20 protein-coding genes are annotated in these 24,122 nt (G+C 53.6%); 8 read left to right on the plus strand and 12 right to left on the minus strand.

Annotation, left to right across the window (positions count from 1 at the left end; all coding sequences use genetic code 11):
• The first annotated feature begins 133 nt into the window (after nt 1-133).
• The gene (locus RYZ59_RS11040; RefSeq protein WP_048212208.1) at nt 134-544 is read left to right on the plus strand and encodes a YbhQ family protein; all 411 of its coding nucleotides are present in this window, start codon (nt 134-136) and stop codon (nt 542-544) included.
• Here RYZ59_RS11040 and RYZ59_RS11045 read toward each other — a convergent pair.
• From RYZ59_RS11045 to cecR, 5 genes are read right to left on the minus strand one after another with little or no spacing between them, the layout of a single operon-like run.
• Complete coding sequence (locus RYZ59_RS11045; protein WP_202039080.1) at nt 506-1,612, minus strand: ABC transporter permease; 1,107 nt, start codon at nt 1,610-1,612, stop codon at nt 506-508. The two genes, RYZ59_RS11040 and RYZ59_RS11045, sit on opposite strands and share 39 nt — an antisense overlap.
• 10 nt (nt 1,613-1,622) lie before the next feature.
• Nucleotides 1,623-2,756, minus strand: coding sequence for an ABC transporter permease (locus RYZ59_RS11050; protein WP_318047730.1), 1,134 nt, complete (start codon nt 2,754-2,756; stop codon nt 1,623-1,625).
• Nucleotides 2,749-4,485: an ATP-binding cassette domain-containing protein gene (locus tag RYZ59_RS11055; RefSeq protein ID WP_318047728.1), complete on the minus strand. Its 1,737-nt coding sequence runs from the start codon at nt 4,483-4,485 to the stop codon at nt 2,749-2,751. Before RYZ59_RS11055 ends, RYZ59_RS11050 begins: the two co-directional genes overlap by 8 nt.
• Nucleotides 4,478-5,473, minus strand: coding sequence for a secretion protein HlyD (gene hlyD, locus RYZ59_RS11060; RefSeq protein WP_318047726.1), 996 nt, complete (start codon nt 5,471-5,473; stop codon nt 4,478-4,480). The genes RYZ59_RS11055 and hlyD overlap by 8 nt, the downstream gene beginning before the upstream one ends.
• Nucleotides 5,470-6,147 (minus strand): transcriptional regulator CecR, encoded by a 678-nt coding sequence (gene cecR / locus RYZ59_RS11065; protein ID WP_202039077.1) that lies wholly within the window; start codon nt 6,145-6,147, stop codon nt 5,470-5,472. Before cecR ends, hlyD begins: the two co-directional genes overlap by 4 nt.
• A gap of 220 nt (nt 6,148-6,367) precedes the next feature.
• Between cecR and rhlE the strand changes: the two genes are divergently transcribed.
• Nucleotides 6,368-7,711 carry an ATP-dependent RNA helicase RhlE gene (rhlE, locus tag RYZ59_RS11070; RefSeq protein ID WP_318047722.1) on the plus strand — a complete coding sequence of 448 codons (1,344 nt, stop codon included), beginning with the start codon at nt 6,368-6,370 and terminating at the stop codon, nt 7,709-7,711.
• A gap of 71 nt (nt 7,712-7,782) precedes the next feature.
• Here the strand turns inward: rhlE and RYZ59_RS11075 are convergent, their stop codons facing one another.
• Nucleotides 7,783-8,517: a GntR family transcriptional regulator gene (locus RYZ59_RS11075; protein ID WP_318047720.1), complete on the minus strand. Its 735-nt coding sequence runs from the start codon at nt 8,515-8,517 to the stop codon at nt 7,783-7,785.
• 203 nt (nt 8,518-8,720) lie between these two features.
• On the opposite strand from RYZ59_RS11075, the gene RYZ59_RS11080 reads away from it, so the two are divergent.
• From RYZ59_RS11080 to RYZ59_RS11100, 5 genes are all read left to right on the plus strand, one after another.
• Nucleotides 8,721-10,073 (plus strand): adenylosuccinate lyase family protein, encoded by a 1,353-nt coding sequence (locus RYZ59_RS11080; RefSeq protein WP_318047718.1) that lies wholly within the window; start codon nt 8,721-8,723, stop codon nt 10,071-10,073.
• Between the two features lie 33 nt (nt 10,074-10,106).
• Nucleotides 10,107-11,528, plus strand: a complete 1,422-nt coding sequence (locus RYZ59_RS11085) for a DASS family sodium-coupled anion symporter (RefSeq protein WP_318047716.1) — start codon at nt 10,107-10,109, stop codon at nt 11,526-11,528.
• Between the two features lie 208 nt (nt 11,529-11,736).
• Nucleotides 11,737-13,887, plus strand: coding sequence for an ATP-dependent DNA helicase DinG (gene dinG, locus RYZ59_RS11090; RefSeq protein ID WP_318047714.1), 2,151 nt, complete (start codon nt 11,737-11,739; stop codon nt 13,885-13,887).
• A 29-nt stretch (nt 13,888-13,916) separates the two neighbouring features.
• Nucleotides 13,917-14,885, plus strand: coding sequence for a DNA-binding protein YbiB (gene ybiB / locus RYZ59_RS11095; protein WP_318047712.1), 969 nt, complete (start codon nt 13,917-13,919; stop codon nt 14,883-14,885).
• A 171-nt stretch (nt 14,886-15,056) separates the two neighbouring features.
• The gene (locus RYZ59_RS11100; protein WP_318047711.1) at nt 15,057-16,142 is read left to right on the plus strand and encodes a malate/lactate/ureidoglycolate dehydrogenase; all 1,086 of its coding nucleotides are present in this window, start codon (nt 15,057-15,059) and stop codon (nt 16,140-16,142) included.
• A gap of 97 nt (nt 16,143-16,239) precedes the next feature.
• Here RYZ59_RS11100 and ybiJ read toward each other — a convergent pair whose 3' ends face one another.
• From ybiJ to mcbA, 5 genes are all read right to left on the minus strand, one after another.
• Entirely contained in the window at nt 16,240-16,500 is a 261-nt protein-coding gene (gene ybiJ / locus RYZ59_RS11105; protein ID WP_048212199.1) for a DUF1471 family protein YbiJ, read from the minus strand.
• A gap of 301 nt (nt 16,501-16,801) precedes the next feature.
• Nucleotides 16,802-17,068 (minus strand): DksA/TraR family C4-type zinc finger protein, encoded by a 267-nt coding sequence (locus RYZ59_RS11110; protein WP_318047709.1) that lies wholly within the window; start codon nt 17,066-17,068, stop codon nt 16,802-16,804.
• 89 nt (nt 17,069-17,157) lie between these two features.
• The gene (gene ybiX, locus RYZ59_RS11115) at nt 17,158-17,835 is read right to left on the minus strand and encodes a PKHD-type hydroxylase YbiX (protein ID WP_318047707.1); all 678 of its coding nucleotides are present in this window, start codon (nt 17,833-17,835) and stop codon (nt 17,158-17,160) included.
• Nucleotides 17,836-17,878: 43 nt separating this feature from the next.
• The gene (locus RYZ59_RS11120) at nt 17,879-20,164 is read right to left on the minus strand and encodes a catecholate siderophore receptor Fiu (protein ID WP_318047705.1); all 2,286 of its coding nucleotides are present in this window, start codon (nt 20,162-20,164) and stop codon (nt 17,879-17,881) included.
• Nucleotides 20,165-20,455: 291 nt separating this feature from the next.
• Nucleotides 20,456-20,716 (minus strand): DUF1471 family periplasmic protein McbA, encoded by a 261-nt coding sequence (gene mcbA, locus RYZ59_RS11125; RefSeq protein WP_318047703.1) that lies wholly within the window; start codon nt 20,714-20,716, stop codon nt 20,456-20,458.
• Nucleotides 20,717-20,916: 200 nt separating this feature from the next.
• Between mcbA and rlmF the strand changes: the two genes are divergently transcribed.
• A complete protein-coding gene (rlmF, locus tag RYZ59_RS11130; protein WP_318047701.1) occupies nt 20,917-21,843 on the plus strand; it encodes a 23S rRNA (adenine(1618)-N(6))-methyltransferase RlmF in 927 nt (308 codons plus the stop codon).
• Here rlmF and ybiO read toward each other — a convergent pair.
• The gene (ybiO, locus tag RYZ59_RS11135) at nt 21,840-24,077 is read right to left on the minus strand and encodes a mechanosensitive channel protein (RefSeq protein ID WP_318047699.1); all 2,238 of its coding nucleotides are present in this window, start codon (nt 24,075-24,077) and stop codon (nt 21,840-21,842) included. The two genes, rlmF and ybiO, sit on opposite strands and share 4 nt — an antisense overlap.
• Nucleotides 24,078-24,122: the final 45 nt, after the last annotated feature.

Below are 24,122 nucleotides of genomic sequence, written 5' to 3' on the forward strand. Positions count from 1 at the left end.
TTTTGACCGTATCGCGAATTCTGTGGCGAAATAAATAGTGTAGTCGCCGTCACAAAAAGATGCGGTGTTGCGGAATTTTCCGTAAAGTCCGGTACTCTGAATAATTAGTTAAAAATCCTTCAGGAGAAAAGCCATGAGGTGGCAACAACGTGTTCGTGTCGCAACGGGTCTAAGTTGCTGGCAGATTGTGTTGCATTTACTGGTAGTGGCGTTGCTGGTAATGGGCTGGATGAGCGGCAAGCTGGTGCACGTCGGCCTGGGATTATGCGTCGTGTATGGCGTAACGGTTATCTTAATGCTGGCATTGCAACGTCACCATGAACAGCGCTGGCGCGATGTGGCTGATGTGCTGGAAGAGCTGACGACCACGTGGTATTTCGGTGCGGCAATGATCGTACTGTGGCTGCTGTCGCGTGTGCTGCAAAACAACGTGTTACTGGCGCTGGCGGGGCTGGCGATCCTTGCCGGACCCGCAGTGGTCTCGCTGTTGGCGAAAGACAAAAAGTTACATCACTTTGCGTCTAAACATCGCATACGCCGCTGAGCCTGTAGTGGCCGCTATTACCAATAGCGGCCACAAACTTCCCCAGACAATCTTCAGACTCGCATCCTTCAGGTAAATCTGTTTTGTGATGTCCGTAAAGTGACGGATCGGGTTTATCCATGTCAGATTCTGCAACCATACCGGCATATTTTCGACCGGAGAGACATATCCGGACAGCAAAATCGCCGGCATCATAAAGACAAAGACGCCGATAAATGCCTGCTGCTGTGTCGCGCACAGTGATGAAATCAGCAAGCCAAATCCCACCAGCGACAACCCGTAAATCACCATCGTGAAGTAGAACAACCCCAAAGAACCGGCAAACGGGATGTGATAGGCCCAGATGCCGATGGCCAGTACGATGGTGGCCTGAAAGGTGGCAACAATCAGTGCGGGCACCGCTTTACCGATGAAAATCTGCCAGGTCGTCAGTGGGGAAACCAGCAGCTGATCAAGTGTGCCCTGTTCGCGTTCGCGGGCGACCGACAGTGAGGTGACGATCATCACGCCGATGGTGGTGATCATGGCGATCAGCGACGGAACCACGAACCATTTGTAATCCAGATTAGGGTTATACCAGTTACGCACGACCAGCTCGCTGTTGTTCGGTTTCGGCTTGCCGTCCATCAGCTCCTGCTGATACGCCTTAACGATCTGCTGCAGATAATTCGCGGCAATCTGCGCGCTGTTGGAGTTGCGCCCATCGAGAATGAGCTGCATGGGCGCCTGCTGGAAAGTATCCAGATTACGCGAGAAGTCTGCCGGGAAGCGCACCAGCAGCAGTGCTTTTTGCGTGTCGATGGTGGGTTGGATTTCCTGTGGGCTTTTTAGCAGCAGAACATGGGTAAAGGCGCTGGCGCGGGCAAAACGCTGGGTTAATTCCACCGAATGTTTACCGTTATCTTCGTTATAGATAGCGATAGTGGCGTTAGTGACTTCCAGCGTTGCGGCGAACGGGAACAGAATGACCTGAATCAGTACCGGTAAAATCAAAATGGCCCGCGTCTGCGGCTCACGCAGCAGCGATTGCAGCTCTTTGCGAATTAATGTCCATAAGCGATGAAACATGCCAGTCCCCTTAATCCAGCCGACGTTTAGTTTTAAGCCACGTCAGGCCAATAAACATCACCGCCGAAGCGATTAAAAACAGCACGTTGATAATCAGCACCACCGGAATATTTCCCGCCAGAAACAGGCTTTGCAACGTGCTGACGAAGTAGCGTGCGGGAATAATGTAAGTCACCGCGCGGATAATCGCCGGCATGCTGTCTATCTGGAAGATAAATCCCGACAACATAATTGAGGGCAGGAAGGCGGCGTTCAGCGCCACCTGTGCGGCGTTAAACTGATTGCGGGTGATGGTGGAAATCAGTAAACCCATACCGAGCGTGCTGAGCAGAAACAAGCTGGTAATGAAAAACAGGATCAGCAACGAACCGCGATACGGCACGCCCAGAATAAATACCGACACCAGCATACACAGCAACATCGCCAGCATGCCAAGAAAGTAATAGGGGATAAGCTTACACAGCAGCAGTTCGACGCGGGTGACTTCGGTAGACAGCAGCGCTTCCATGGTGCCACGTTCCCACTCACGCGCCACCACAAGCGAAGTGAGGATCGCGCCAATGACCGTCATAATGATAGTGACCGCCCCGGGAATAATAAAATGCTGGCTGATGGCCGCCGGGTTAAACCAGTACCGGGTCTGCACATCGATCAGTGGCTCGAACGATTCACCCCGGTCTTCCGCCCGTTGCTTTTGCCAAATCTGCCAGATACCTTCGACATAACCCTGCACAAAGTTAGCCGTGTTTGGCTCACTGCCGTCGGTGATGACCTGAATGGGCGCCACGTCGTTGGGTCGCGCCATCTGCTGGGCAAAATCTACCGGGATCACCACCAGCCCGCGAATGCGTCCGGCCTGCATTTTCTCAATCAATTCCTGACGGTTATCGCTGATGGTGGCATCAATATAGGGCGAGCCGGTCATGGTATGGGTAAAGTCCAGCGCCTCTTTGCTTTGCTGTTCAAGCAAAACCCCCACCCGTAGCTTGCTGGAGTCGAGGTTGATCCCGTAGCCGAAGATAAACAGCAGCAGCAGCGGGATCACGACGGCAATCAGCCAGCTACTGGGATCGCGGACGATCTGGCGTGTTTCTTTCACGCACAACGCCCGCACGCGCCGCCAGGAGAGAGAGTGGCTACTCATGCGTATGCTCCTTATCCCAGTCATTGATAAGCGTAATAAACGCCTGCTCCATCGTTGGGTCCGGCGTGTCGCTATCGGCTGCTTGTGCTTTCAGGTCATCAGGCGTGCCGCTGGCAATCAGCTTGCCGCGATACACCAGCCCGATACGATCACAGTATTCCGCCTCGTCCATAAAGTGGGTGGTGACCATCACCGTAACCCCTTTCTCTACCATGCTGTTGATATGCAGCCAGAATTCCCGACGGGTGAGGGGATCGACCCCGGAAGTGGGTTCATCGAGGAACAGGATATCGGGTTCATGCATCAGCGAGCAGGCCAGGGCCAGGCGCTGCTTAAAGCCCAGCGGCAGATCGTCGGTGGCATGAGACGCGATGCTTTTCAGGCCGAATGCCTCGCTCATACGATCGATTTTCTCTTTCTGCGCCCGACCGCGCAGGCCGTAGACGCCAGAGAAAAAGCGCAGATTCTGTTCAACCGTCAGGTTACCGTACAGGGAGAATTTCTGTGCCATATAGCCCAGATGCTGACGTGCTTTGCCGGAGCTGACTTTCAGATCCATATCCAGCACCAGCGCTTTGCCGGAGGTGGGGACCAGCAGACCGCACATCATTTTAAAGGTGGTGGATTTACCGGCACCGTTCGGCCCAAGCAGGCCAAAAATCTCACCACGTTGTACGGCAAAATCCACATGATCGGTGGCCGCAAAATCACCAAATTTCTTGGTTAGTGCTTTGGCTTCGATCACCGTTTCACCAGGCGTTCCCTCAACCGTATGCAGGATCGCGCCCAGCGGTGATTCCGACGTACCGGCACCACCCAGTAAATCAATGAAGGCATCCTCGAAGCGGGGCGTCGTTTCGCTGATGTTAATCTCCGGCATCCCGTCCGCCCGACGAATATCATCCGCAGTGGCTGTTTTTTTCAGGATCAAACGTACCGATTTACCCTGAATCATCCCGTCGCTGACCTGCGGTAGTTTTAATGCCCGCTGCAGCAACCGACGGTTGTTTTCCTGCGGACTGCTCATCAGGAAACTGCGGCCCGCCATGGTTTGCGTCAGTTGAGTTGGTTCGCCTTGGTACAACAGTTCGCCTTCGTTCATCAGCAGCACATCGCGGCACTGCTCTGCCTCATCCAGATATGAGGTACTCCAGAGGATCAGCATGCCGTCCCCGGCCAGTTCGTGCACCATTTGCCACAGTTCACGACGGGAGATGGGGTCGACGCCGACACCCGGCTCATCAAGCAACAATACTTTGGGCTCGCCGACCAGCGTACAGGCCAGCCCCAGCTTCTGTTTCATCCCACCGGAAAGTTTGCCAGCCAGACGCCCGGTAAATGGCCCCAACGAGGTAAATTCCAGCAGGCGGGCAAACGTTTTTTCTCGCGCTTCGCCGGTGACACTGCGCAAATCGGCATAGAGATTGAGGTTCTCCATGACGGTTAAATCTTCATACAGGCCAAATTTCTGCGGCATATAGCCCAGTACCGCATGCAGCGCACTGTCGTCCTTGATGGGGTCAAAGCCGATCACGGTGGCGCTACCGTCATCGGGTTTTAACAGACCCGCCAGCATCCGCATTAGCGTGGTTTTTCCGGCGCCATCAGGCCCGACAAGCCCGGTGACGTAGCCTGCATGAATGGTGCAGTCGAGTGGGGCAACCGCCGGTTTTTCCATCCCGGCAAAGCGTTTCGTCAGACCATTCAGCGTAATGACGGCGTCATTCATGCCGCGCCTCGGTACCGAATTTTACCGTCACCGGCATTCCCTGGCGTAGCACATCGTCTGCGTCGGTCACGACAATACGCAGACGGTAAACCAGGTCAGTACGCAGGTCCGGGGTTTCCACCGTTTTCGGGGTAAATTCTGCGGTAGGTGACACGAAGCCAATTTTACCGTGATACGGTTTGTCCGGCCGACCGTCGGTGTAGAGCAAAATTTCACGTCCCGGCTGCGCCTGGCTCAGATTACGTTCGTCTACATAGGCGCGAACCCAGACCGGGTGGGTGAGCGACAGCGTCAGTACCGTACCGCCTGCGCTGAGCATACTGCCGGGTTCGACCGCACGGGTAAGCAGCGTGCCGTCTGACGGTGAGGTCAGCGTGGTGTCATGCAAATTAAGCTCAGCCTGTGCCAGCTCAGCCTGAGCCTGTTCGAGCGTGGCTTTTGCCTGCGCAATATCCTGCACACGGTTACCGCTGCGATATTGCGCGAGTTTATCTTGCGCGGATTTTAACGAGGCCAGCGCCTGGTCACGCGATGAACGGGCATTTTCCAGATCGTTGGCGGAGATGGTGCGACTTTTCCACAATCCTACCTGGCGATTATAAAAATTCTGCGCGTAATCATAAGCCGCCTGCGCCTGTTTTACCGCCGCGGCAGTTTGCGCGATCTCTTCTTCCCGATAACCTGCCAGCATCAGGTCGTACTGCGCCTGGGCGGCGGCAACATTGGCTTTCGCCTGCATCAGCGCGTTTTCATACGGGGCGCGATCCAGCTCGCCCAGCACCTGGCCTGCGGTAATGGCATCGCCTTCGTCAACCGCCAGCGAGGCCAGCCGGCCACCGACGCGAAAACTCAGGTTGACGCTACGGATATCGACGTTGCCGTACAGCGTCAGGCCGTTATCTTGCCGACTTTGATACCACCACGTTCCACCGGCAATCACGGCAACGAGGACCGCGATAACCAGCCCAAGAACGACAGGTTTTTTCATGACTCCAGACTCCTTTGCGTTAAACCTTGCAGAATAAGATCGATATGACAGGTGACCGTTTGGTAAATCAGCGCGGTTTTATCCTCATCAAATTGTGACCAGCCCGTACGTAACAGAATCGTTTCTTTACCCAGGCGAAAGGCCAGCACCTCGCCAAGTATGGCGTGGGTGTGCAGGATCATTTGGGTATCATGGGCATCGCAGCCAGTATAGGCAGCGATCAGACGTGTCAGGTGGGTATGCAGTGGATTGATAACCTGGTCATGCACCAGTTGATACGCGGCGGTAGGGGAAAGCTGCTCGCGTGAAATAAACTTGCTCAGGTTAACCGTGTCGTCCTGGGTTAACAGCATGATCATATTTTTGCAGGCGCGCAGGATAAGTTCGCGCATCGCGGCCCGGTCTGGCTTTGGCTGAGCAAACAGTCGCTCTGCTTCCTCCGCGTGAGGACGAAACTGTGAGCCGATAAAATCTGCAATCCACTGGGCGCAGGCGAGATATAAATCTTCTTTTGAGCCAAAATAGTAGGTGATGGCCGCAATGTTTTGTCCGGCCTGAGCCGCAATATCACGCGTAGTGGCGTGCAGGCCGTACTCGCCAAATTGCGCCAGTGCGGCGGCAATGAGCTGATTTTTCGCCTGTTCACCTTTGGTTGTCATGGTGGGTGTATTCATTGCGCGACTCTGAACTTAATCAATCGATTGATTAAGATTATGACTCATACGTCACCTTGTCCAGTCTGTCGACGTATTTTCCGTGGGCGGGAAATTTATGCGGTATATCACAAAAACTGCTACACTCCGCCCCTTCATGACATTGTGGTTTTTGTCATCTCTATTATATGTATCTCCCTGAAAACGACACCGGTAACGGTCAGGGTGGTTCGGAGTTGTTATGTCTTTTGATTCCCTTGGTTTAAACCCTGATATTTTACGTGCCGTTGCCGAGCAGGGTTACCGTGAACCTACCCCTATTCAGCAGCAGGCGATCCCTGCCGTGCTGGAAGGCCGCGATCTGATGGCCAGCGCCCAGACCGGCACGGGTAAAACGGCAGGTTTTACCCTGCCGCTGTTACAACATCTCATTACCCATCAGCCGCATGGCAAAAGCCGTCGTCCGGTACGTGCGTTGATCCTTACGCCAACCCGCGAACTGGCGGCTCAGATTGGCGAAAACGTCCGTGATTACAGTAAGTATCTGAATATTCGCTCGCTGGTGGTCTTCGGCGGCGTCAGCATCAACCCGCAGATGATGAAGCTGCGTGGCGGCGTAGATGTGCTGATCGCCACTCCGGGTCGTTTGCTCGATCTGGAACACCAGAATGCGGTGAAACTGGATCAGGTTGAGATCCTGGTGCTGGATGAAGCCGACCGCATGCTGGATATGGGTTTTATCCATGATATTCGTCGCGTACTGGCTAAACTGCCGGCAAAACGTCAGAACCTGCTGTTCTCGGCTACGTTCTCTGACGACATTAAATCGCTGGCCGAAAAACTGTTGCACAACCCGCTGGAAATCGAAGTGGCGCGTCGTAATACCGCGTCAGAGCAGGTGACTCAGCATGTGCATTTCGTTGATAAAAAACGTAAACGTGAACTGCTGTCGCAGATGATTGGTCAGGGTAACTGGCAGCAGGTGCTGGTATTTACCCGTACTAAACACGGCGCGAACCATCTGGCAGAACAGTTGAACAAAGACGGTATTCGCAGTGCGGCGATCCACGGCAATAAATCTCAGGGGGCGCGTACGCGTGCGCTGGCTGATTTTAAATCCGGGGATATTCGTGTGCTGGTGGCGACCGACATTGCAGCGCGCGGGCTGGATATCGAAGAGCTGCCGCATGTTGTGAACTACGAGTTGCCAAACGTACCGGAAGATTACGTGCACCGTATTGGCCGTACCGGTCGTGCGGCGGCAACCGGTGAAGCGTTGTCGCTGGTGTGCGTTGATGAACACAAGTTGCTGCGTGATATCGAGAAGCTGCTGAAAAAAGAGATCCCGCGTATTGCGATCCCGGGCTATGAGCCAGACCCGTCAATCAAAGCTGAGCCGATCCAGAACGGACGTCAGCAGCGTGGCGGCAGTGGTCGTGGTCAGAGTGGTGCTGGTCGTGGGCAGCAGCCGCGTCGTCAGGATGGCAGTGCGCCAAAAGCGAAACCGCGTAGCAGCGAAGGCAAACCGGCGGGCGATAAGCCTCGTCCGCCGCGCCGTCCGCGCAAACCTTCATCTGCACAGTAAGTTACGTTACCGAATGGCAGCGTAAACGTGTTATCCGGCCTGCCTGTCGCGTAGGTCGGATACGCAATGCATCATTCCCCGGAACTTTGCGATTTCAGTACGATTGAGCAGGTATAGCGTCCTGCCGGATGAATCGAAATCGTCGTTTCAAATACCTTTCCTTCTCTGTCCAGATAGCGACGCACAATTCTCATCGCCGGAGAATCAGGTGCGACGTTAAGGATTTTTGCTATTTTCCTGGGCACGCCGACGGCCGTGATCGTCTGGTGAACTTCATGGCTTTTAATGCCGTAATGCGTTTCGATCAGATCGCTAATTAACGAGTGCGGATCGTCGCGGATGTACGTGCGCAGCTTGGCGTAATCCGTACTGGCGTAACTGTCGGTCCAGCAGATTGGCGCATCCGGGTTTTGCGCATCTTCACGGGTACTGGCAATGTGCAGCCAGCGGGAGCCTGGCGGGCAGCCAATCATCTGGGAAAGCTCAATATCCGCCACAATCTCGTCGATTTTCTTAATCACGCGTAGGTTGTTTTTTGCCAGCAGCAACAGATCCTCAAGATGCGATAGCGGGTGATTGACGCCGTTAGCCTTAGGTTCGCAAACGCGGGTTCCCGCGCCTTTACGCCGTGATATCAGACCTTGCTCTGTTAATTCCCTTAGCGCCTCACGCATGGTGTGGCGGCTGACCTGCCATGTTTCGCACAGTTCCATTTCCGTAGGAAACAGCGAGCCGGGAGCAAAGGTACCCACCGCAATTTGCTGCGCCAGTTCACGTGCTATTCGCTTGTACAGAGATTCTTTCATCGCAGTTTCATCAAAAAATTAATGATCTTCATCACAAAAATATGTACGGACTATTCCATACATTCCTCATGAATACTATAAATGTCCGTACATTTAAATGTACGGACATTTGAATTATGTCTGGACATTGAAGCGGTCTTTGTTCATCCAACAAACGACCCGAAACACGCATCTTATCATTATCAGATTTTCCAGGGGGATTTATGGCTTCGAATGTACTTGATTCTGTTCTGTTCAGGGATTCTTTCGGCACACCGGCGATGCGCGCGGTGTTTGACGATCGCGAGCTGGTACGCAAATACGTGGAAGTGGAAGTGGCCTTAGCCAAAGCCCAGGCACGCTGCGGTGTGATACCCGAGGCTGCGGCGCAGGAAATTGCCGAGAAATGTAATGCCGATACGCTGGATTTCGATTTGCTGCGCCATGAAACCGAGATTGTGGGTTATCCCATCCTGCCGTTGGTACACCAGATTTCGAAACAAGCCGGGGAATCTGGTGGTTATGTGCACTGGGGGGCAACCACTCAGGACATTATGGACACCGCAGTGGTCCTGCAAATTCGTGATGCTTTTGCGCTCATTGAATCCGATATGGACAAACTCCGTGCAACGCTGGCCGATCTTTCACGCCGCTACCGTGATACGCCGATGGCAGGGAGAACCCATTTACAACAGGCTTTGCCCGTGACCTTCGGTTACAAAACGGCCATCTGGCTGGATATGTTTGAACGCCACGCGGAACGTCTTACCCAGGCGCGTCCGCGTGTGCTGGTTGGCGAGTTTGCGGGTGCGGCCGGTACGCTGGCATCGCTGGGGGATAAAGGGCTGGCGGTACAAAAAGCGATGATGGAAGAGTTGGGACTCAATGTACCGACCTCCACCTGGCACGTCGCGCGTGATGGTTTTGCCGAAGCCGTAAACCTGTTAGCGGTGATTACCGGGTCGCTGGGCAAGATTGCCTACGACGTAATGCTGCTGGCAGCAAACGAGTTTGGCGAACTGTATGAGCCGTTTGTTAAAGGACGTGGCGCCAGCAGCACTATGCCGCAGAAACGTAACCCTATTTCCAGCGAGTTGATGCTGGCCTGTGCGAAAGGCGTACGTCAGCAAGCGGGACTGATGCTGGATGCGATGGTGCAGGATCTGGAGCGGGCGACCGGACCGTGGCATGCGGAATGGATTGCTATCCCGGAAAGTTTTGTCCTCAGCGCCGGGGCATTGCATCAGGCCAACTTTATGTTAGCGGGGCTGGTGGTTGATGAGGCTGCGATGAAACGTAACCTCGGCATGACCAACGGGCTGATTGTGGCGGAAGCGGTCATGATGGGGTTGGCTCCGTATATTGGTCGTCAGGATGCACATGACGTCGTGTATGACGCCTGTCGTATCGTCAATGAACAAGGGGGACGACTGGCGGATGTGCTGAATGCGATGCCATCCGTCTGTGAACGACTGGACCCACAGTTGATTGAAGAACTGACCGACCCGGCGAATTACCTGGGAATGGCGCCCGCGATGGTCGATCAGGTGCTGGCCAAATATCTGTCGCAGAAATGACGGTTCTCGGGTTAACGGAATAAGGATATTTTTATGTCAACGAATTCTGTCGCGGGAAAATCCATTCTGTCGTTCCTGATACCGCTGGCCATTGGGGGGATCATTTGGTTTTATCCCGTACCTGATGGTCTGACGCCTCAGGCCTGGCATATGTTTGCCATTTTTGCCGCGACCATTGCCGCTATTCTTACCCAACCGCTCCCGTCGGGGGCGGTGATGTTAATTGCACTTTGCGTGGTTATTTTCACCAAAACGTTGCCAGAGGCAAAGGCGCTGTCAGGGTTTGCGTCCGGTACGGTATGGCTTATCTTCTGCGCTTATGTCCTATCTCTGGGGTTTGTTACCTCAGGGCTTGGGAAACGTATCGCGTACAAAATGCTGTCGCTTTTTGGCGGCAGCAGCCTGGGTATCGCCTACTCGCTGGGGGTGTCCGATCTGATTATGGCCCCGGCAATGCCGTCGGTTACTGCCCGCTCCGGGGGGATAATTTTTCCCATCACCCGTTCAATCAATGACGTTCTGGGCTCGGCGCCTGGGGTAACTGGCAAGCGCATCGGTGATTTCTTAACCATGGTGTGCTTTCAGTTTACGCCGATTACCGGGGCGATATTCCTCACCGGGATGGCGGCGAACCCGCTGGTGGCCAGTCTGGCAAAATCCTCGTTAGGCGTTGAGATAACCTGGGGCGGATGGTTTATTTCCGCGGTGGTTCCGGCGATGGTCTGTTTCTGCCTGATGCCGCTTCTGGTCTATAAATTGCTGGACCCTGAGCTTAAGCGGACGCCAGAAGCAAAAGCGATGGGCAAGCAGGCGTTGGGTGAACTCGGTGCGATGAGCAGCAACGAGAAAAAGGTCGCTTTTGGCTTTGTGCTGGCGTTGGTCGGCTGGGGCACCAGCTTGATCACGGGATTATCGGCGACCTCTGTCGGGCTGGGGCTGGCCGCCTATCTGTTCGCCTCTGGCGCAGTCAGTTGGAAAAGCCTGCTCAATGACCACGCGGCCTGGGATACGGTGATTTGGTTTAGCGTCATTATTAGTCTGGCGACCGGACTTGCCGATCTGGGCTTTATTAAATGGATGACGATAAAACTGGGCAGCGGTATTCAGGGATTTGGCGCGATAGAATCCTTTGTTATGCTGGGGATTCTTTATATTTACGTTCATTATCTCTTTGCCACGGCGACCGGGCATGTCGCTGCACTGTATGCCCCTTTTGCGGCCACGGCGATCGCAGCAGGCGCGCCGCCGATGATGGTCGCTATCTGTTTTGGTATCTTCAGCAACCTGATGTGGGGCAATACGGAGTACGGTGGTGGGCCAGGCCCGATCTATTTTGCCCAAGGGTATTTTGAACGTCCGCGCTTTTACAGAATCAACCTCTGCGTGGTGACGGCGAATGTGATTATCATTTTTGCCGTGGGCATGCTGTGGTGGAAGTTGTTGGGATACTATTAGCCGACACCCTTATTCGGCTTGCAATGTACCTCACTGTAGGCCGAATAAGGCGCGAACCCGGATTGTAGGCCGGATAAGGCGTGTAAGCCGCCATCCGGCAATTTAAGCCAGTGCTGCGAGCCGCTTTCCAGAATGGGGGAAAAAGGTACATTGAGCGTCTGAAATGTGCCACAATGGTGGCTGTTTATACAGTATTTCAGGTTTTCTCATGGCATTAACCGCGGCGCTAAAAGCGCAAATAGCCGCCTGGTACAAGGCGCTTCAGGAACAGATCCCCGACTTTATTCCCCGTGCACCGCAGCGACAGATGATTGCCGATGTCGCGAAAACGCTGGCAGGGGAAGAGGGACGGCATCTGGCGATTGAAGCACCGACCGGAGTAGGGAAAACGTTATCTTACCTGATCCCCGGTATCGCCATTGCGCGTGAAGAACAGAAAACGTTAGTGGTCAGTACCGCTAACGTCGCGTTGCAGGATCAGATCTACAGCAAAGACCTGCCGTTGCTGCGTAAAATCATCCCCGATCTGCGTTTTACCGCTGCTTTTGGTCGTGGTCGTTATGTCTGCCCGCGCAATTTGGCTGCGCTGGCGAGCACCGAACCTAATCAACAGGATCTGCTGGCCTTTCTCGACGATGACCTGACGCCCAATAACCAGGAAGAACAAAAGCGCTGCGCCAGGCTGAAAGGCGATCTCGACAGCTATAAATGGGACGGGTTGCGCGATCACACGGATATCGCCATTGATGACGGACTCTGGCAGCGTCTGAGCACCGATAAAGCGAGCTGTCTGAACCGCAACTGCCACTACTATCGTGAATGTCCTTTCTTTGTCGCTCGCCGCGAGATTCAGGAAGCCGAAGTGGTGGTGGCGAACCACGCGTTGGTGATGGCGGCAATGGAAAGCGAAGCCGTACTGCCAGAGCCGAAAAACCTGCTGTTAGTCCTTGATGAAGGCCACCATTTGCCGGATGTCGCCCGCGATGCGCTGGAGATGAGTGCGGAAATCAGTGCCCCCTGGTATCGACTTCAGCTGGATCTGTTCTGCAAATTAGTAGCAACCTGCATGGAGCAGTTCCGCCCGAAAACCACGCCGCCGCTGGCGAACGCCGAGCGGTTGAACAGCCACTGTGAAGAGCTATATGAGCTGATTGCTTCACTTAATAACATCCTTAATCTCTATATGCCCGCCACGCAGGAAGCGGAACACCGCTTTGCAATGGGAGAACTGCCTGATGAAGTGATGGAAATCTGCCAGCGACTGGCGAAACTGACGGAAATGCTGCGCGGCCTGGCAGAACTGTTCCTCAACGATCTCAGTGAAAAAACCGGTACCCACGATATTGTGCGTCTGCATCGGGTTATTTTGCAGATGAACCGGGCATTGGGCATGTTCGAGGCGCAAAGCAAATTGTGGCGTCTGGCGTCGCTGGCGCAGTCGTCAGGGGCGCCGGTGAGTAAATGGGTGACACGCGAGGTGCGCGATGGGCAGATCCACGTCTGGTTCCATTGTGTCGGGATCCGCGTGAGCGATCAGCTCGAACGACTACTGTGGCGTAGCGTACCGCATATTATTGTGACCTCTGCCACGCTCCGTTCTCTCAATAGCTTCTCGCGTCTGCAGGAGATGAGCGGTCTGAAAGAAAAAGCGGGAGACCGCTTTGTCGCGCTGGATTCACCGTTTAACCACGTTGAACAGGGCAAAATCGTCATTCCAAAGATGCGCTACGAACCGTTGATGGAGAACGAAGAGCAGCACATCGCGGAAATGGCGGCCTATTTCCGCGAGCAACTGGAAAGTAAAAAGCATCAGGGCATGCTGGTGCTTTTTGCCAGCGGGCGGGCGATGCAGCGTTTTCTGGAGCACGTTACCGATCTGCGCTTGCTGCTGCTGGTACAGGGTGACCAGCCGCGCTATCGTCTGGTGGAGTTACACCGAAAGCGGGTAGAAAACGGCGAACGCAGCGTACTGGTCGGACTGCAATCTTTTGCCGAAGGTCTGGATTTGAAAGGCGAATTGCTGACCCAGGTACATATTCACAAAATCGCCTTTCCGCCCATCGACAGTCCGGTAGTGCTCACTGAGGGCGAGTGGCTGAAAAGCCTGAACCGCTACCCTTTTGAGGTGCAAAGCTTACCGGCAGCGTCGTTCAATTTGATCCAGCAAGTTGGGCGACTCATTCGTAGCCATGGCTGCTGGGGTGAAGTCGTGATCTACGATAAGCGGTTGTTGACCAAAAACTATGGCAAGCGTTTACTGAATGCGTTACCCATTTTTCCGATAGAGCAACCTGCTGTGCCAGACGTTATAGTAAAACCAAAAGAAAAAGCGAAACCCACGCGCCGTCGTCGGCGTTAACGATGCGAGCAACAGGAAAGGAGTTATCGATGGATTACCGCAAAATCATCAAAGAGATTGGGCGAGGTAAAAATCACGCGCGTGACCTGGACCAGGATACTGCTCGCGGACTGTATACCCATATGTTGAATGGCGATGTCCCTGACCTTGAGATGGGCGGCGTGCTGATTGCGCTGCGTATTAAAGGCGAGGGAGAAGCGGAGATGCTGGGCTTTTATGAAGCGATGCAAAACCATACCATTCGCCTGACGCCGCCTGTTGCCAAACCCATGCCCATTGTGATCCCCAGTTACAATGGCGCGCGCAAGCAAGCCAATCTGACGCCGCTGCTGGCTATCTTACTGCATAAACTGGGATTCCCGGTGCTGGTACACGGCGTCAGCGAAGATCCAACCCGCGTGCTGACAGAAACCATTTTTGAACTGATGGGGATCATGCCCACGCTGCATGCCGGCCAGGCACAGGCAAAACTGGATGGCCATGAACCGGTGTTTATTCCGGTGCGCGCGCTGTGTCCGCCGCTGGAGAAGCAACTGGCGATGCGCTGGAGAATGGGCGTGCGCAACAGTGCACATACGCTGGCGAAGTTGGCCACGCCGTTTGCAGAAGATGCCGCGCTGCGTCTTGCCAGTGTTTCTCATCCTGAATATGTCTCGCGAGTGGCGAAATTTTTCGGCGACATTGGCGGCCGTGGTTTGCTGATGCACGGCACGGAAGGCGAAGTGTATGCCAACCCGCAACGCTGTCCGCAGATTAGCCTGATAGACCCGACGGGAGTGCGTGTGCTACAGGACCGCCAGAGTGAAATGCCTGATGAGCCCGTCCCACTGCCGGTAGCAAAAGATCCGGAGACGACCGCCCGCTGGATTGAACGCTGTCTGGCCGGAAGCGAGCCGATACCGGCCTCATTGAAAATTCAGATGGCTTGCTGTCTGGTGGCCACCGGAGAATCCACCACGCTGGCAGACGGGCTTGCTCGCGTCGATCAAAGCTTCTGACCCTTTCTTCATCCCGACGGGCCTGTCATTTGGCCCGTCAGTCGTTCCTGTCCTGCACCCTCTGCAACGTGAAATTTCTGCACGTTTATTGACCTCCTGGCTACCGTAGCGCAGCATAGTTTGTTGAAAAATAAGAAACACAACAAACACGCAACACAACAGGAGATTACAATGAACAGTGGACATCGCTTTCACGCGCCAACGCTGCATGCGTTTATTCAGGCCGTTTTCCGCCAGATGGGGAGTGACGAGCAGGAAGCGCAGTTGGTGGCCGATCATCTGATTGCCTCAAACCTCGCCGGCCATGATTCACATGGTATCGGGATGATCCCAAGCTACATTCGCTCATTCTCGCAGGGGCATTTGCAGATCAATCGTCATGCGAAAGTGGTGAAAGAGGCGGGGGCAGTGGTTACGCTGGATGGGGATTGCGCATTTGGTCAGGTAGCCGCGCATGAAGCTATCGCGCTGGGGATTGAGAAAGCTCAGCAGTACGGAATTGCTGCGGTAGCACTGCATAATTCTCATCATATTGGGCGCATTGGCTACTGGGCGGAGCAGTGTGCGGCGGCGGGCTTTGTCTCTATACACTTTGTGAATGTGGTGGGGATCCCGATGGTTGCCCCGTTCCATGGCCGTGATAGCCGTTTTGGCACCAACCCTTTCTGCGTCGTGTTTCCACGTAAAAATGATTTCCCGTTGCTGTTGGACTACGCGACCAGCGCCATCGCTTTTGGTAAAACGCGCGTGGCGTGGCACAAAGGTGAGCCGGTTGCGCCGGGTTGTCTGATTGATGCCCTGGGGGCTCCTACCACCGATCCTGCCGTTATGCAGGAATCGCCATTGGGCTCGCTGCTCACCTTCGCCCAACATAAAGGCTACGCGCTGGCGGCAATGTGTGAAATCCTGGGCGGTGCGCTCTCTGGCGGTAAAACGACCCACGAAGCCAGTTTGCAGAACAGCGCAGACGCCATTATTAACTGCATGACCACGATCATCATTAACCCAACGCTATTCGGTGCCCCGGACTGTGACAATCAGGTTTCGGCATTTGCTGAATGGGTCAAAGCGTCGCCGCATGCTGAGGATGCGCCTATCCTGTTACCGGGCGAGTGGGAAGTGAATACCCGTGAAGAGCGGCTGGCGCAGGGTATTCCGCTTGATGCCGGAAGCTGGCAAGCGATATGTGAGGCGGCACGGCAAATCGGTATGCCGGATGCGGTATTGCAGGCGTTTCGCCAACGGCTTGAACACTAGATAAAAAAAAGCCCGTCCAGTGGCGGACGGGCAAACAAAGGGTAACAAACAGGGTCAATGAGGGTTGGAGCATTGGGTCGTACAGGAATTCTGTTGGTTATTTGTAGATAACCGCGGTGCCGCTCATTTTGTCGTTGCCGACAGCGGAGGTGATGCTGTAACCACTTGCACCAGCAGCAGCCGCTTTTTCAGCCAGTTTTGCTTCCAGGCCGTCCAGCGTGGTGGCGCCATCAGCAGATACCACACCCATTTTATTCATGCTTTGCGCCTGAGTGGAGGTAACCGGCTCAGCAGCGAAAACACCAAATGACAGGGTAGACAGGGCGATAGCAGCAACAGCAAATTTAATGTTTTTCATGATTTTTCTCTCGCAGGTTTATTCGGTTAGTCGATGTTCTGTTCAGTAGACGTTGTTCTGTCGATGTGAGAAGTATCACGTTTTTTTCGGTGAGAGAAAATCGAATAGAATTGACGACATCAATCAAAAAAATTGAATGACAAATAACTTATTGAATATTAATAAATTCAGAAGAGGGATTTACAGTTCTTGTCATTGCGCTTTACAGAGAAAGTGACAACGGCACATTTTGCTACACCGTGGGTGAAAAAGCGTGCTCGTAAAGGAAATCGTATGCGCTGAAACTTTTGGTAAAGATGAGTCAACGTAGCTGGCTGTCTTTCGAACCTCTGCGATTATATCCTGAAAATGCAGAGTTATGTGAATCTTTATCCTGTTGGCAGGAGATGCACAAACGCACGCCAGGTACCGCTTCACGGCGCGCCTGCGGGATAGGATTGCCACATTCTTCACATTCATGCAGACTTTCTCCCGTGGGTAACTCACCACGGGCACGGGCAACAGCATCTTCAATCGTATTGTTGATCTGTTCGTTCACAGCGTCGTCACTTGCCCAGCCGGATGCCATGTGTGCCTCCTGTCATTCGTTTTATAAAACTCGTTTATAGAATAATTATAGCGAATGAGGCGGGGGAAAAATGAGCGCCTACGGGCGTATCAGATTTCGGACCACTCGCGCAGCAGGTTATGATAAAGATTAAGCAACGACAGGATCTCTGCACTTTCTCCGTGGCGCGCTTTCAGTGATTGAATGTTCTTATCCAGTTCAAACAGCATGGCGCGTTTTTTGTCATCACGGATCATCGACTGGACCCACATAAACGATGCCACACGGGTTCCTCGGGTAACCGGCGTGACGCAGTGCAGACTGCTGGAGGGGTAAAGTACCAGATCGCCAGCCGGAAGCTTCACCGTATGTTGTCCGTAAGTATCATTTACCCGAAGTTCCCCGCCGTCATAGCTGTCGGGATGGCTTAAAAACAAGGTCGCGGAAAGGTCAGTTCGCATCCAGCCGTTTTCCGGGTGACTACGCACCGCGCCATCAACGTGAAAACCGTAGGTTTCGTTGTTCTGATAACGATTGAACAGCGGTGTAGAGAGGGTTTTCGGCAGTGCGGCAGCGAAAAACAACGCGCTGTTGTTCACGGCGTTCTGCACCGCTTGTTGCAATGCCATATAGCGCTCGCTTCGCGTGTCAACCTGCTGGTTATTTTTAACCTGTGCTCCCTGAGCGCCCGTTGTGACACGGCCATCAACCCAGTCTATGGTTTCCAGTTGTTCGCGAAACCAGGCTACATCATGCGCCGACAGGACGCCGGGAATGTGGTACATCATCAGAGTTTCTCCTGAAAGTGGGGCTTGCGCCCCACGCGATGGATTAGAAATGCATATTCGCGGTGAGCAGGAAGGTTCTTGGCTCGCCCGGATGGTAACGGTATCCACTTTTGTTAATGGAGGATACGTATTGGGTGTCAAACAGGTTGTAGACGTTCAACTGGAAATCGAGATTGCGGTTTACGCGATAGCCTAACTTGGCATCCGCCACCCAGTAGCCTTCGGTATAGGATGGCGTCCCAACGGCGCCGTCCGAACCGCGATGCATGCTGCCTACGTAGCGAGCACCGGCACCAACGGAAACATCATCAGTGGCCTGGTACTGACTCCACAGCGTGAAGGCATGTTCCGGCGTATACGGCAGGGAAGATGAACCATCCTGCGCGACGTCTTGACCGCTATGCACCGTGGCGCGCTGTTGGGTATAACCGCCAATCACCTGCCATGCCGGGGTAATATTTCCTGCCACGGAGAGCTCGTAGCCTTCAACACGTTTTTCGCCATACTGGGAGTATGTCCCGTCATCGTTCTGTTCAACTTCGTTCTCGATATCCGTGCGGAAAACGGCGGCGGTCAACAGCAGGCGTTTATCCAGCACCTCCCATTTCGTCCCGATTTCGCTGGTCTTTGCCTTTTGCGGTTTAAAATCGGTACGGTTGGCGCTGTTACCGGTCCCACTTTGAGCAAGGGCAAAATTACTGCCGCCCGGCGGTTGCTGAGAAACCGCGTAGTTGATGTAAACGTTGCCGTTCTCGGTCAAATGGTACAGCGCACCCGCTTTCCAGTTCACCAGATTACCGGATTTCGCGGTGTCGACAGTGGTGACCGGAGAACCTTTGGCTGAGCCCGTTGGGCACGCGACGGCACCGCGACCAGAAGCGCCGCACGCGGTTGCACTGTCATACTCGGTTCGGTAATTATCCAGACGAATACCACCGTTCAGTTCAATATCACGCGTAATTTGCAGAGTATCGAAGGCATAAATACCGAAAGTATCGGTCTGTCCGTTGGCGTTAGCGCCATTACGGGATAATCCGCCAATGTTCACGTTGCTGTTCGGTGAGTAAATATTGACCGGTGGCGGGGTGAGTGGCGCTACGCCATAGTTGGTCTGTGTTTCACGGGTCAACTCCACGCCGGTACTGATGTCATGTCCGACAGCACCGGTATAAAATTTTGACGTCAGGTTGGTCTGGTTGGTGAGGATTTTGTTGCTGACATCTTTGGTATTCGCCACCCGTGACCAGCTCCAGGTATCGACGTTGCGGGTTGGCTGCGTGATGTTTGATGCGCCGCCCATGACCGCGGTCATCAGATAATCCTGTTTAATGCGCGACCAGCGCGTGGTGTTACGAAGGGTCGTGCTGTCACTCAGGTCATGCTCGAAACGCATTGTCGCGGTATCGGTCGTCGAGTCGTCGTAATCGGAGTCGGTACCATAGAAATTATGTGTATCTACTTTTCCGGAATGGTTCAGGGCCGACGTTCCAGCAGACGGCGCTGAGTAGCCAGGCAGACCAATAGTCGGAATTCCTCCGTCCGGTGTGTTGTGCTGGGTGACGTGTAGATAGTTCAGATACAGTCGGTTTTCGGTGCCTAAGCCAAAGGCAATAGAGGGGGCCACGCCGTAGCGTTCATTTTTAATATTATCGCGTCCGGCATCATGCGTTTTTTCACCCATCAGGTTTAAGCGCACTGCGGTGGTGTCACCGATGACCTGATTGATATCCAGCGTTCCCCGGCGGAACCAGGCGCTACCGACGCTGGCTGAGGCATCAATACCTGAATCGGTGCGCGGCTGCTTGCTGATCATATTGATGGAGCCTGTGGGGGCACTGCGACCATAGTCGGTGCCGGAAGGCCCTTTAATCACTTCAACCTGTTCCGTATTGAAGGTGTCACGCGTGACGCTACCAATATCACGAATACCGTCGATATAAATGCTGTTTGAGGTGTCAGCACCTCGCATATACACCGCATCGCCGGTGGTGGAGTTACCATTTTCACCCGCAAAAAATGCGCCAACTCCCGGCACGTTTTTCAACGCATCAGTAAGATTGGTTGCTCCCTGATCTTTAATAACCTGCTCAGAAATGACCGTCATGGTGCGAGTGGTATCAGCCACCGGACGAGAGAACTTCGGGTCGGCAGAGTGCGTTGGGGCATACAGCGAGGGCTTAGCTGCTTCAACGACCAGCGTATCTTCCTGCTTTGTCTCTTGTGAGCCTGCGGCGACGGCCTGGGCTACAGGAGACAGGCCAATACACAGGCCGGCAAAGAAGGTGAGCGAGTGAAAACTACTAGACGGCAGATTGCGATTTTTATCCATGTTAATGAATGACTTATTATTATTGATTAGAAGGTTTCACTCAAACGAAGGGACATCTCTGTGGACGTTATACCCTGCAGGTCTCGCCTGAATGAAATGCGTAATTGATAATAATTTTGATAAGCATTATCAATAAGAGCGACGTTTTAGCATTCATTACTTAAAAAATAAATACATTTATTTACATTGAACTCAAAATTCCAACATGGTGGTTACAGTTCATGCAGGGGATTTCAGAAAGAAAGGACAGCAAACTGCATTCAGGGCGAATGCAGTTGAGCTGAGGGAGAGTTACTTATAGATAGTTGCTGTACCGTACATCTGATTTTTACCGCCAGCGGAATTAACCACAAAGTCTTTCGCGCCTTGCTCTTTCGCTTTTTCTGCCAGCTTACCTTCAAGGTCATCCAGGCTTGATGCTCCGCTCACGGAAATCGTACCGGAGGCTTGTAGTGGACCGGTGGCAGGACTGGTATTGGGCTGTGCAGCAAAAGTCGCAAATGTCATGCCGGTAAGTACGGTAGCGGCAAGGAATGTGAGGCATTTCTTCATGATGATATCCTCTGAGAAACAACAGATCGTGCCTGATAAGTTTAGGTCGTCATTGCAGGGCATTTGCCGCAAAAAATCGACCAACAACAGGCTGTTTTTTGAACGATACAATTCGCATAAAAAATGAAATTTCCCTGCAGTGTATGTTTACCCCGTGGCGTTATGCGGGTATCTTACGCCGCTGTTAAAAGGAGAATGCTATGCCCCCCCAGAAACCGGGATTACATCCACGCAACCGCCACAATGGCCGTTATGATCTTGCGACGTTATGCCAGGTTACTCCTGAGCTGACGCAATTTCTCATCCTCACGCCAGGCGGCGAGCAGAGTGTTGATTTCGCGAATCCGCAGGCAGTGAAGGCGCTCAATAAAGCACTGCTGGCGCATTATTATGCGGTGGCAAACTGGGATATCCCGGAAGGTTTCCTGTGCCCGCCGGTTCCGGGTCGTGCGGACTACATTCACCATCTGGCCGACCTGTTGGGTGAAACCACCGGAACCATCCCTGCAAATGCCAGCGTGCTGGATGTTGGGGTAGGGGCGAACTGCATTTATCCACTGATCGGCGTGCATGAATACGGCTGGCGTTTTACCGGCAGCGAAACCAGTAGTGAAGCGTTTAGCAGCGCTCAGGCAATCATCAATGGCAACCCTGGCTTAACCCGGGCGATTCGTCTGCGTCGTCAGAAAGATGCTTCAGCTATCTTCAACGGCATTATTCACAAGAATGAGCAGTACGAAGCCACGTTGTGTAATCCGCCATTCCATGATTCTGCTGCCTCTGCCCGTGCCGGAAGCGAGCGCAAACGCCGCAATCTGGGGCAAGACAAAGATGACGCGCTGAACTTTGGCGGCCAGCAGCAGGAGCTGTGGTGCGAAGGAGGTGAAGTGGCGTTCATCAGGAAAATGATCGCAGAAAGTCAGGCCTTTGGTCGTCAGGTGATGTGGTTTACCACTCTGGTATCACGGGGTGAGAATCTGCCTCCGTTGTACCATGCGTTAACCGATGCTGGCGCGGTGAAAGTGGTTAAAAAAGAGATGGCCCAGGGGCAAAAGCAGAGTCGCTTTATTGCCTGGACCTTTATGGATAACGATCAGCGTCGTCGTTTTATGGCGCGTCAACGCTAAATCGTGGGCTCGCTCGGCGGCAGCGGTTCTGCTGCCGTTGATTGCGGGCCTGACACCGGTGCGGGCAGTACCTGATAGGTCTGTACCGGGGGGCGCACGTTGGCCAGATCGAAGTGTTTTTTCACCTCGCTGTCGAGCGCAAAACGTACCGTCCACTGCTTCAGCGGCAGGGTGGTAAACGAGACCCTTAAGGTGAATGCCGTATTGGTCAAACCGACAATCCCGGCAAACGACGGCTCGCCAATGATAAGCCCACGAATATCATCCTTTTCCATCACCGCAGCGACCGCATCCTTCAGCGCCTGATTGGCTTTATCCGCATCTTCATGACGGTCGACGTCGTAATTCGCAACGACCGATCCGATCCCACGGACGAAGTTGGCGAAGGTTGTTATCGAGGACCACGGGATGATGTGGTATGCCCCTGTGTCCTGGCGTACCCCAACAGAACGGATCGACATGCGTTCGACCGTGCCGGTTAACGGGCCGATAGTGACCAGATCGCCGGTATTCATGCCGTTTTCAAACTGGATAAATATCCCAGTAATAATATCCTTCACCAGTGTCTGTGATCCGAAAGAGATCGCCAGCCCCAGCGCGCCGGCCCCGGCCAGTAATGGGGCGATATTGACGCCAATCTCTGACAACACAATCATGATCGTGATGGTACTGATGATCACTGCCAGCGCGTTGCGAAATAACGTCAACAGCGTGCGAGTCCGCGCACTGGGCAGCGGACGACCGTGAATATCTGAAGCCAGGCGGTTTTCTATCAGGCTGGCAAGGATCGTCCAGCCGATAGCAGAGAAGAAGAGAATCAGTGCGATGCGGATCAGAATATCGACCGTTTTTTCGCCTGCGCCGTAATGCAGCCAGTTCCAGAAGTCAAACAGTCCCCAGGCGTTGAGTAGCAGCATAACGGCGACACACACTGTCAGGATCCTGGCCACGCTTAACGCCGTTGACAGCCAGCCATTTAGCCGCTTTTGTAATTCCGGATAGCTGCGCTGGGTGTGCGGTGAAAGGGTAATGGTTTTGGCAATCCAGCGGGATAGCATGCCGGATACAAAGGCGGCGATCCCGATGATCACCAGGCTGCGTAACGTTGCGCCCATCATGAATTTCAGACTATTTCCCGGATCAAAGAGTGAGAAGAAGAACAACACAATGAAATAGGCGCTGGCCAGCCAATGCCAGACCAGCGCAAAAGCACGGATAAACAGGCTAAAGAAGGCTAAAGAGCGTGCGGCAAGATTCTGTAAGTGCTGGGTAATCTCATTCTTGTTTCTGAAAATCAGGTACAGCGCCCACAGCGTGATGCACAGCATGATGATGACGTTAGCCATTGCGCCGACCTGTACATTGACCTGGTTCGAAATAATGGGGACCGCCACAATAAGCCCGTAACCAATCAGACTGCTTAATGAACTCAGACGCCGGTTCCAGTAGCGTGCGCCTGCATCCTGAATGTTAAATGGTCGCAGCTCTGTCACCGCCGGGCAAAAAATCAGGCGCAAAATGGCCTTAAAAAATTCAATCAGTGCGAAGGCATTGAGAAACAAGCTCTGCTGGAATGCAATCGTGCGGCTACCGGCATTCATTCGATCACTCAATATCTGCCCGACAAACAGGGTGAGCGCCAGCAGCAGTAAATCGACAATGAACGCGCCAACGATCATGGCGGGAAGCTGTAACCAGTTACTGCGCTCGCGGTTTTTCCGTCGCGCCCACTGCCCCATTTTGCGATACAGCGGCAGTGCGCAAAGCCGTATCAGCCAGTAAAAGCCAAAAACAGATACCGCCAGCATAAGGAAATGGGTCAGGGCATTCGAGAATGTTTGTGGATTAAAGGTTTTGTGGGGGGCGTCAGTAATGTTGCGATACAGCTGGGCAAAGCGGCTTGAGAGAGCCTCGCCATAATGACGGCTGATATCCGTGACATTCTCCAGCACCGTTTTTTCTTCCGTTAACGTTGGTGGGACAATGGTGGGCACCGGTTCGGGAGGTGGCGTGGCCGCCACTTTGCGCAATTGACCGATCAGCTCCTGGCGTGAACTCTCATTTTCCAGCACATCCGCCAGTGCGCCATAGGCCGCCTTTTTTTGTTCGATATCGGGTTCTGTCGTGGGGCCAGCTTGCGGGCTGGTTGAGGCCGGGGAGGGAACGCCGGGTATCGTTACCGCGTGAGTCGGCATGCTCAGAAGACAAAAGAAGATGAACAGGAACAAGCGCATCACTCCTCCCATGAGAAAACAAATTCAAAAGGATAAGTATAGATG

Origin of the sequence: Citrobacter sp. HN-141 (genome assembly GCF_033341895.1) — a bacterium.
Taxonomy (GTDB): domain Bacteria; phylum Pseudomonadota; class Gammaproteobacteria; order Enterobacterales; family Enterobacteriaceae; genus Citrobacter.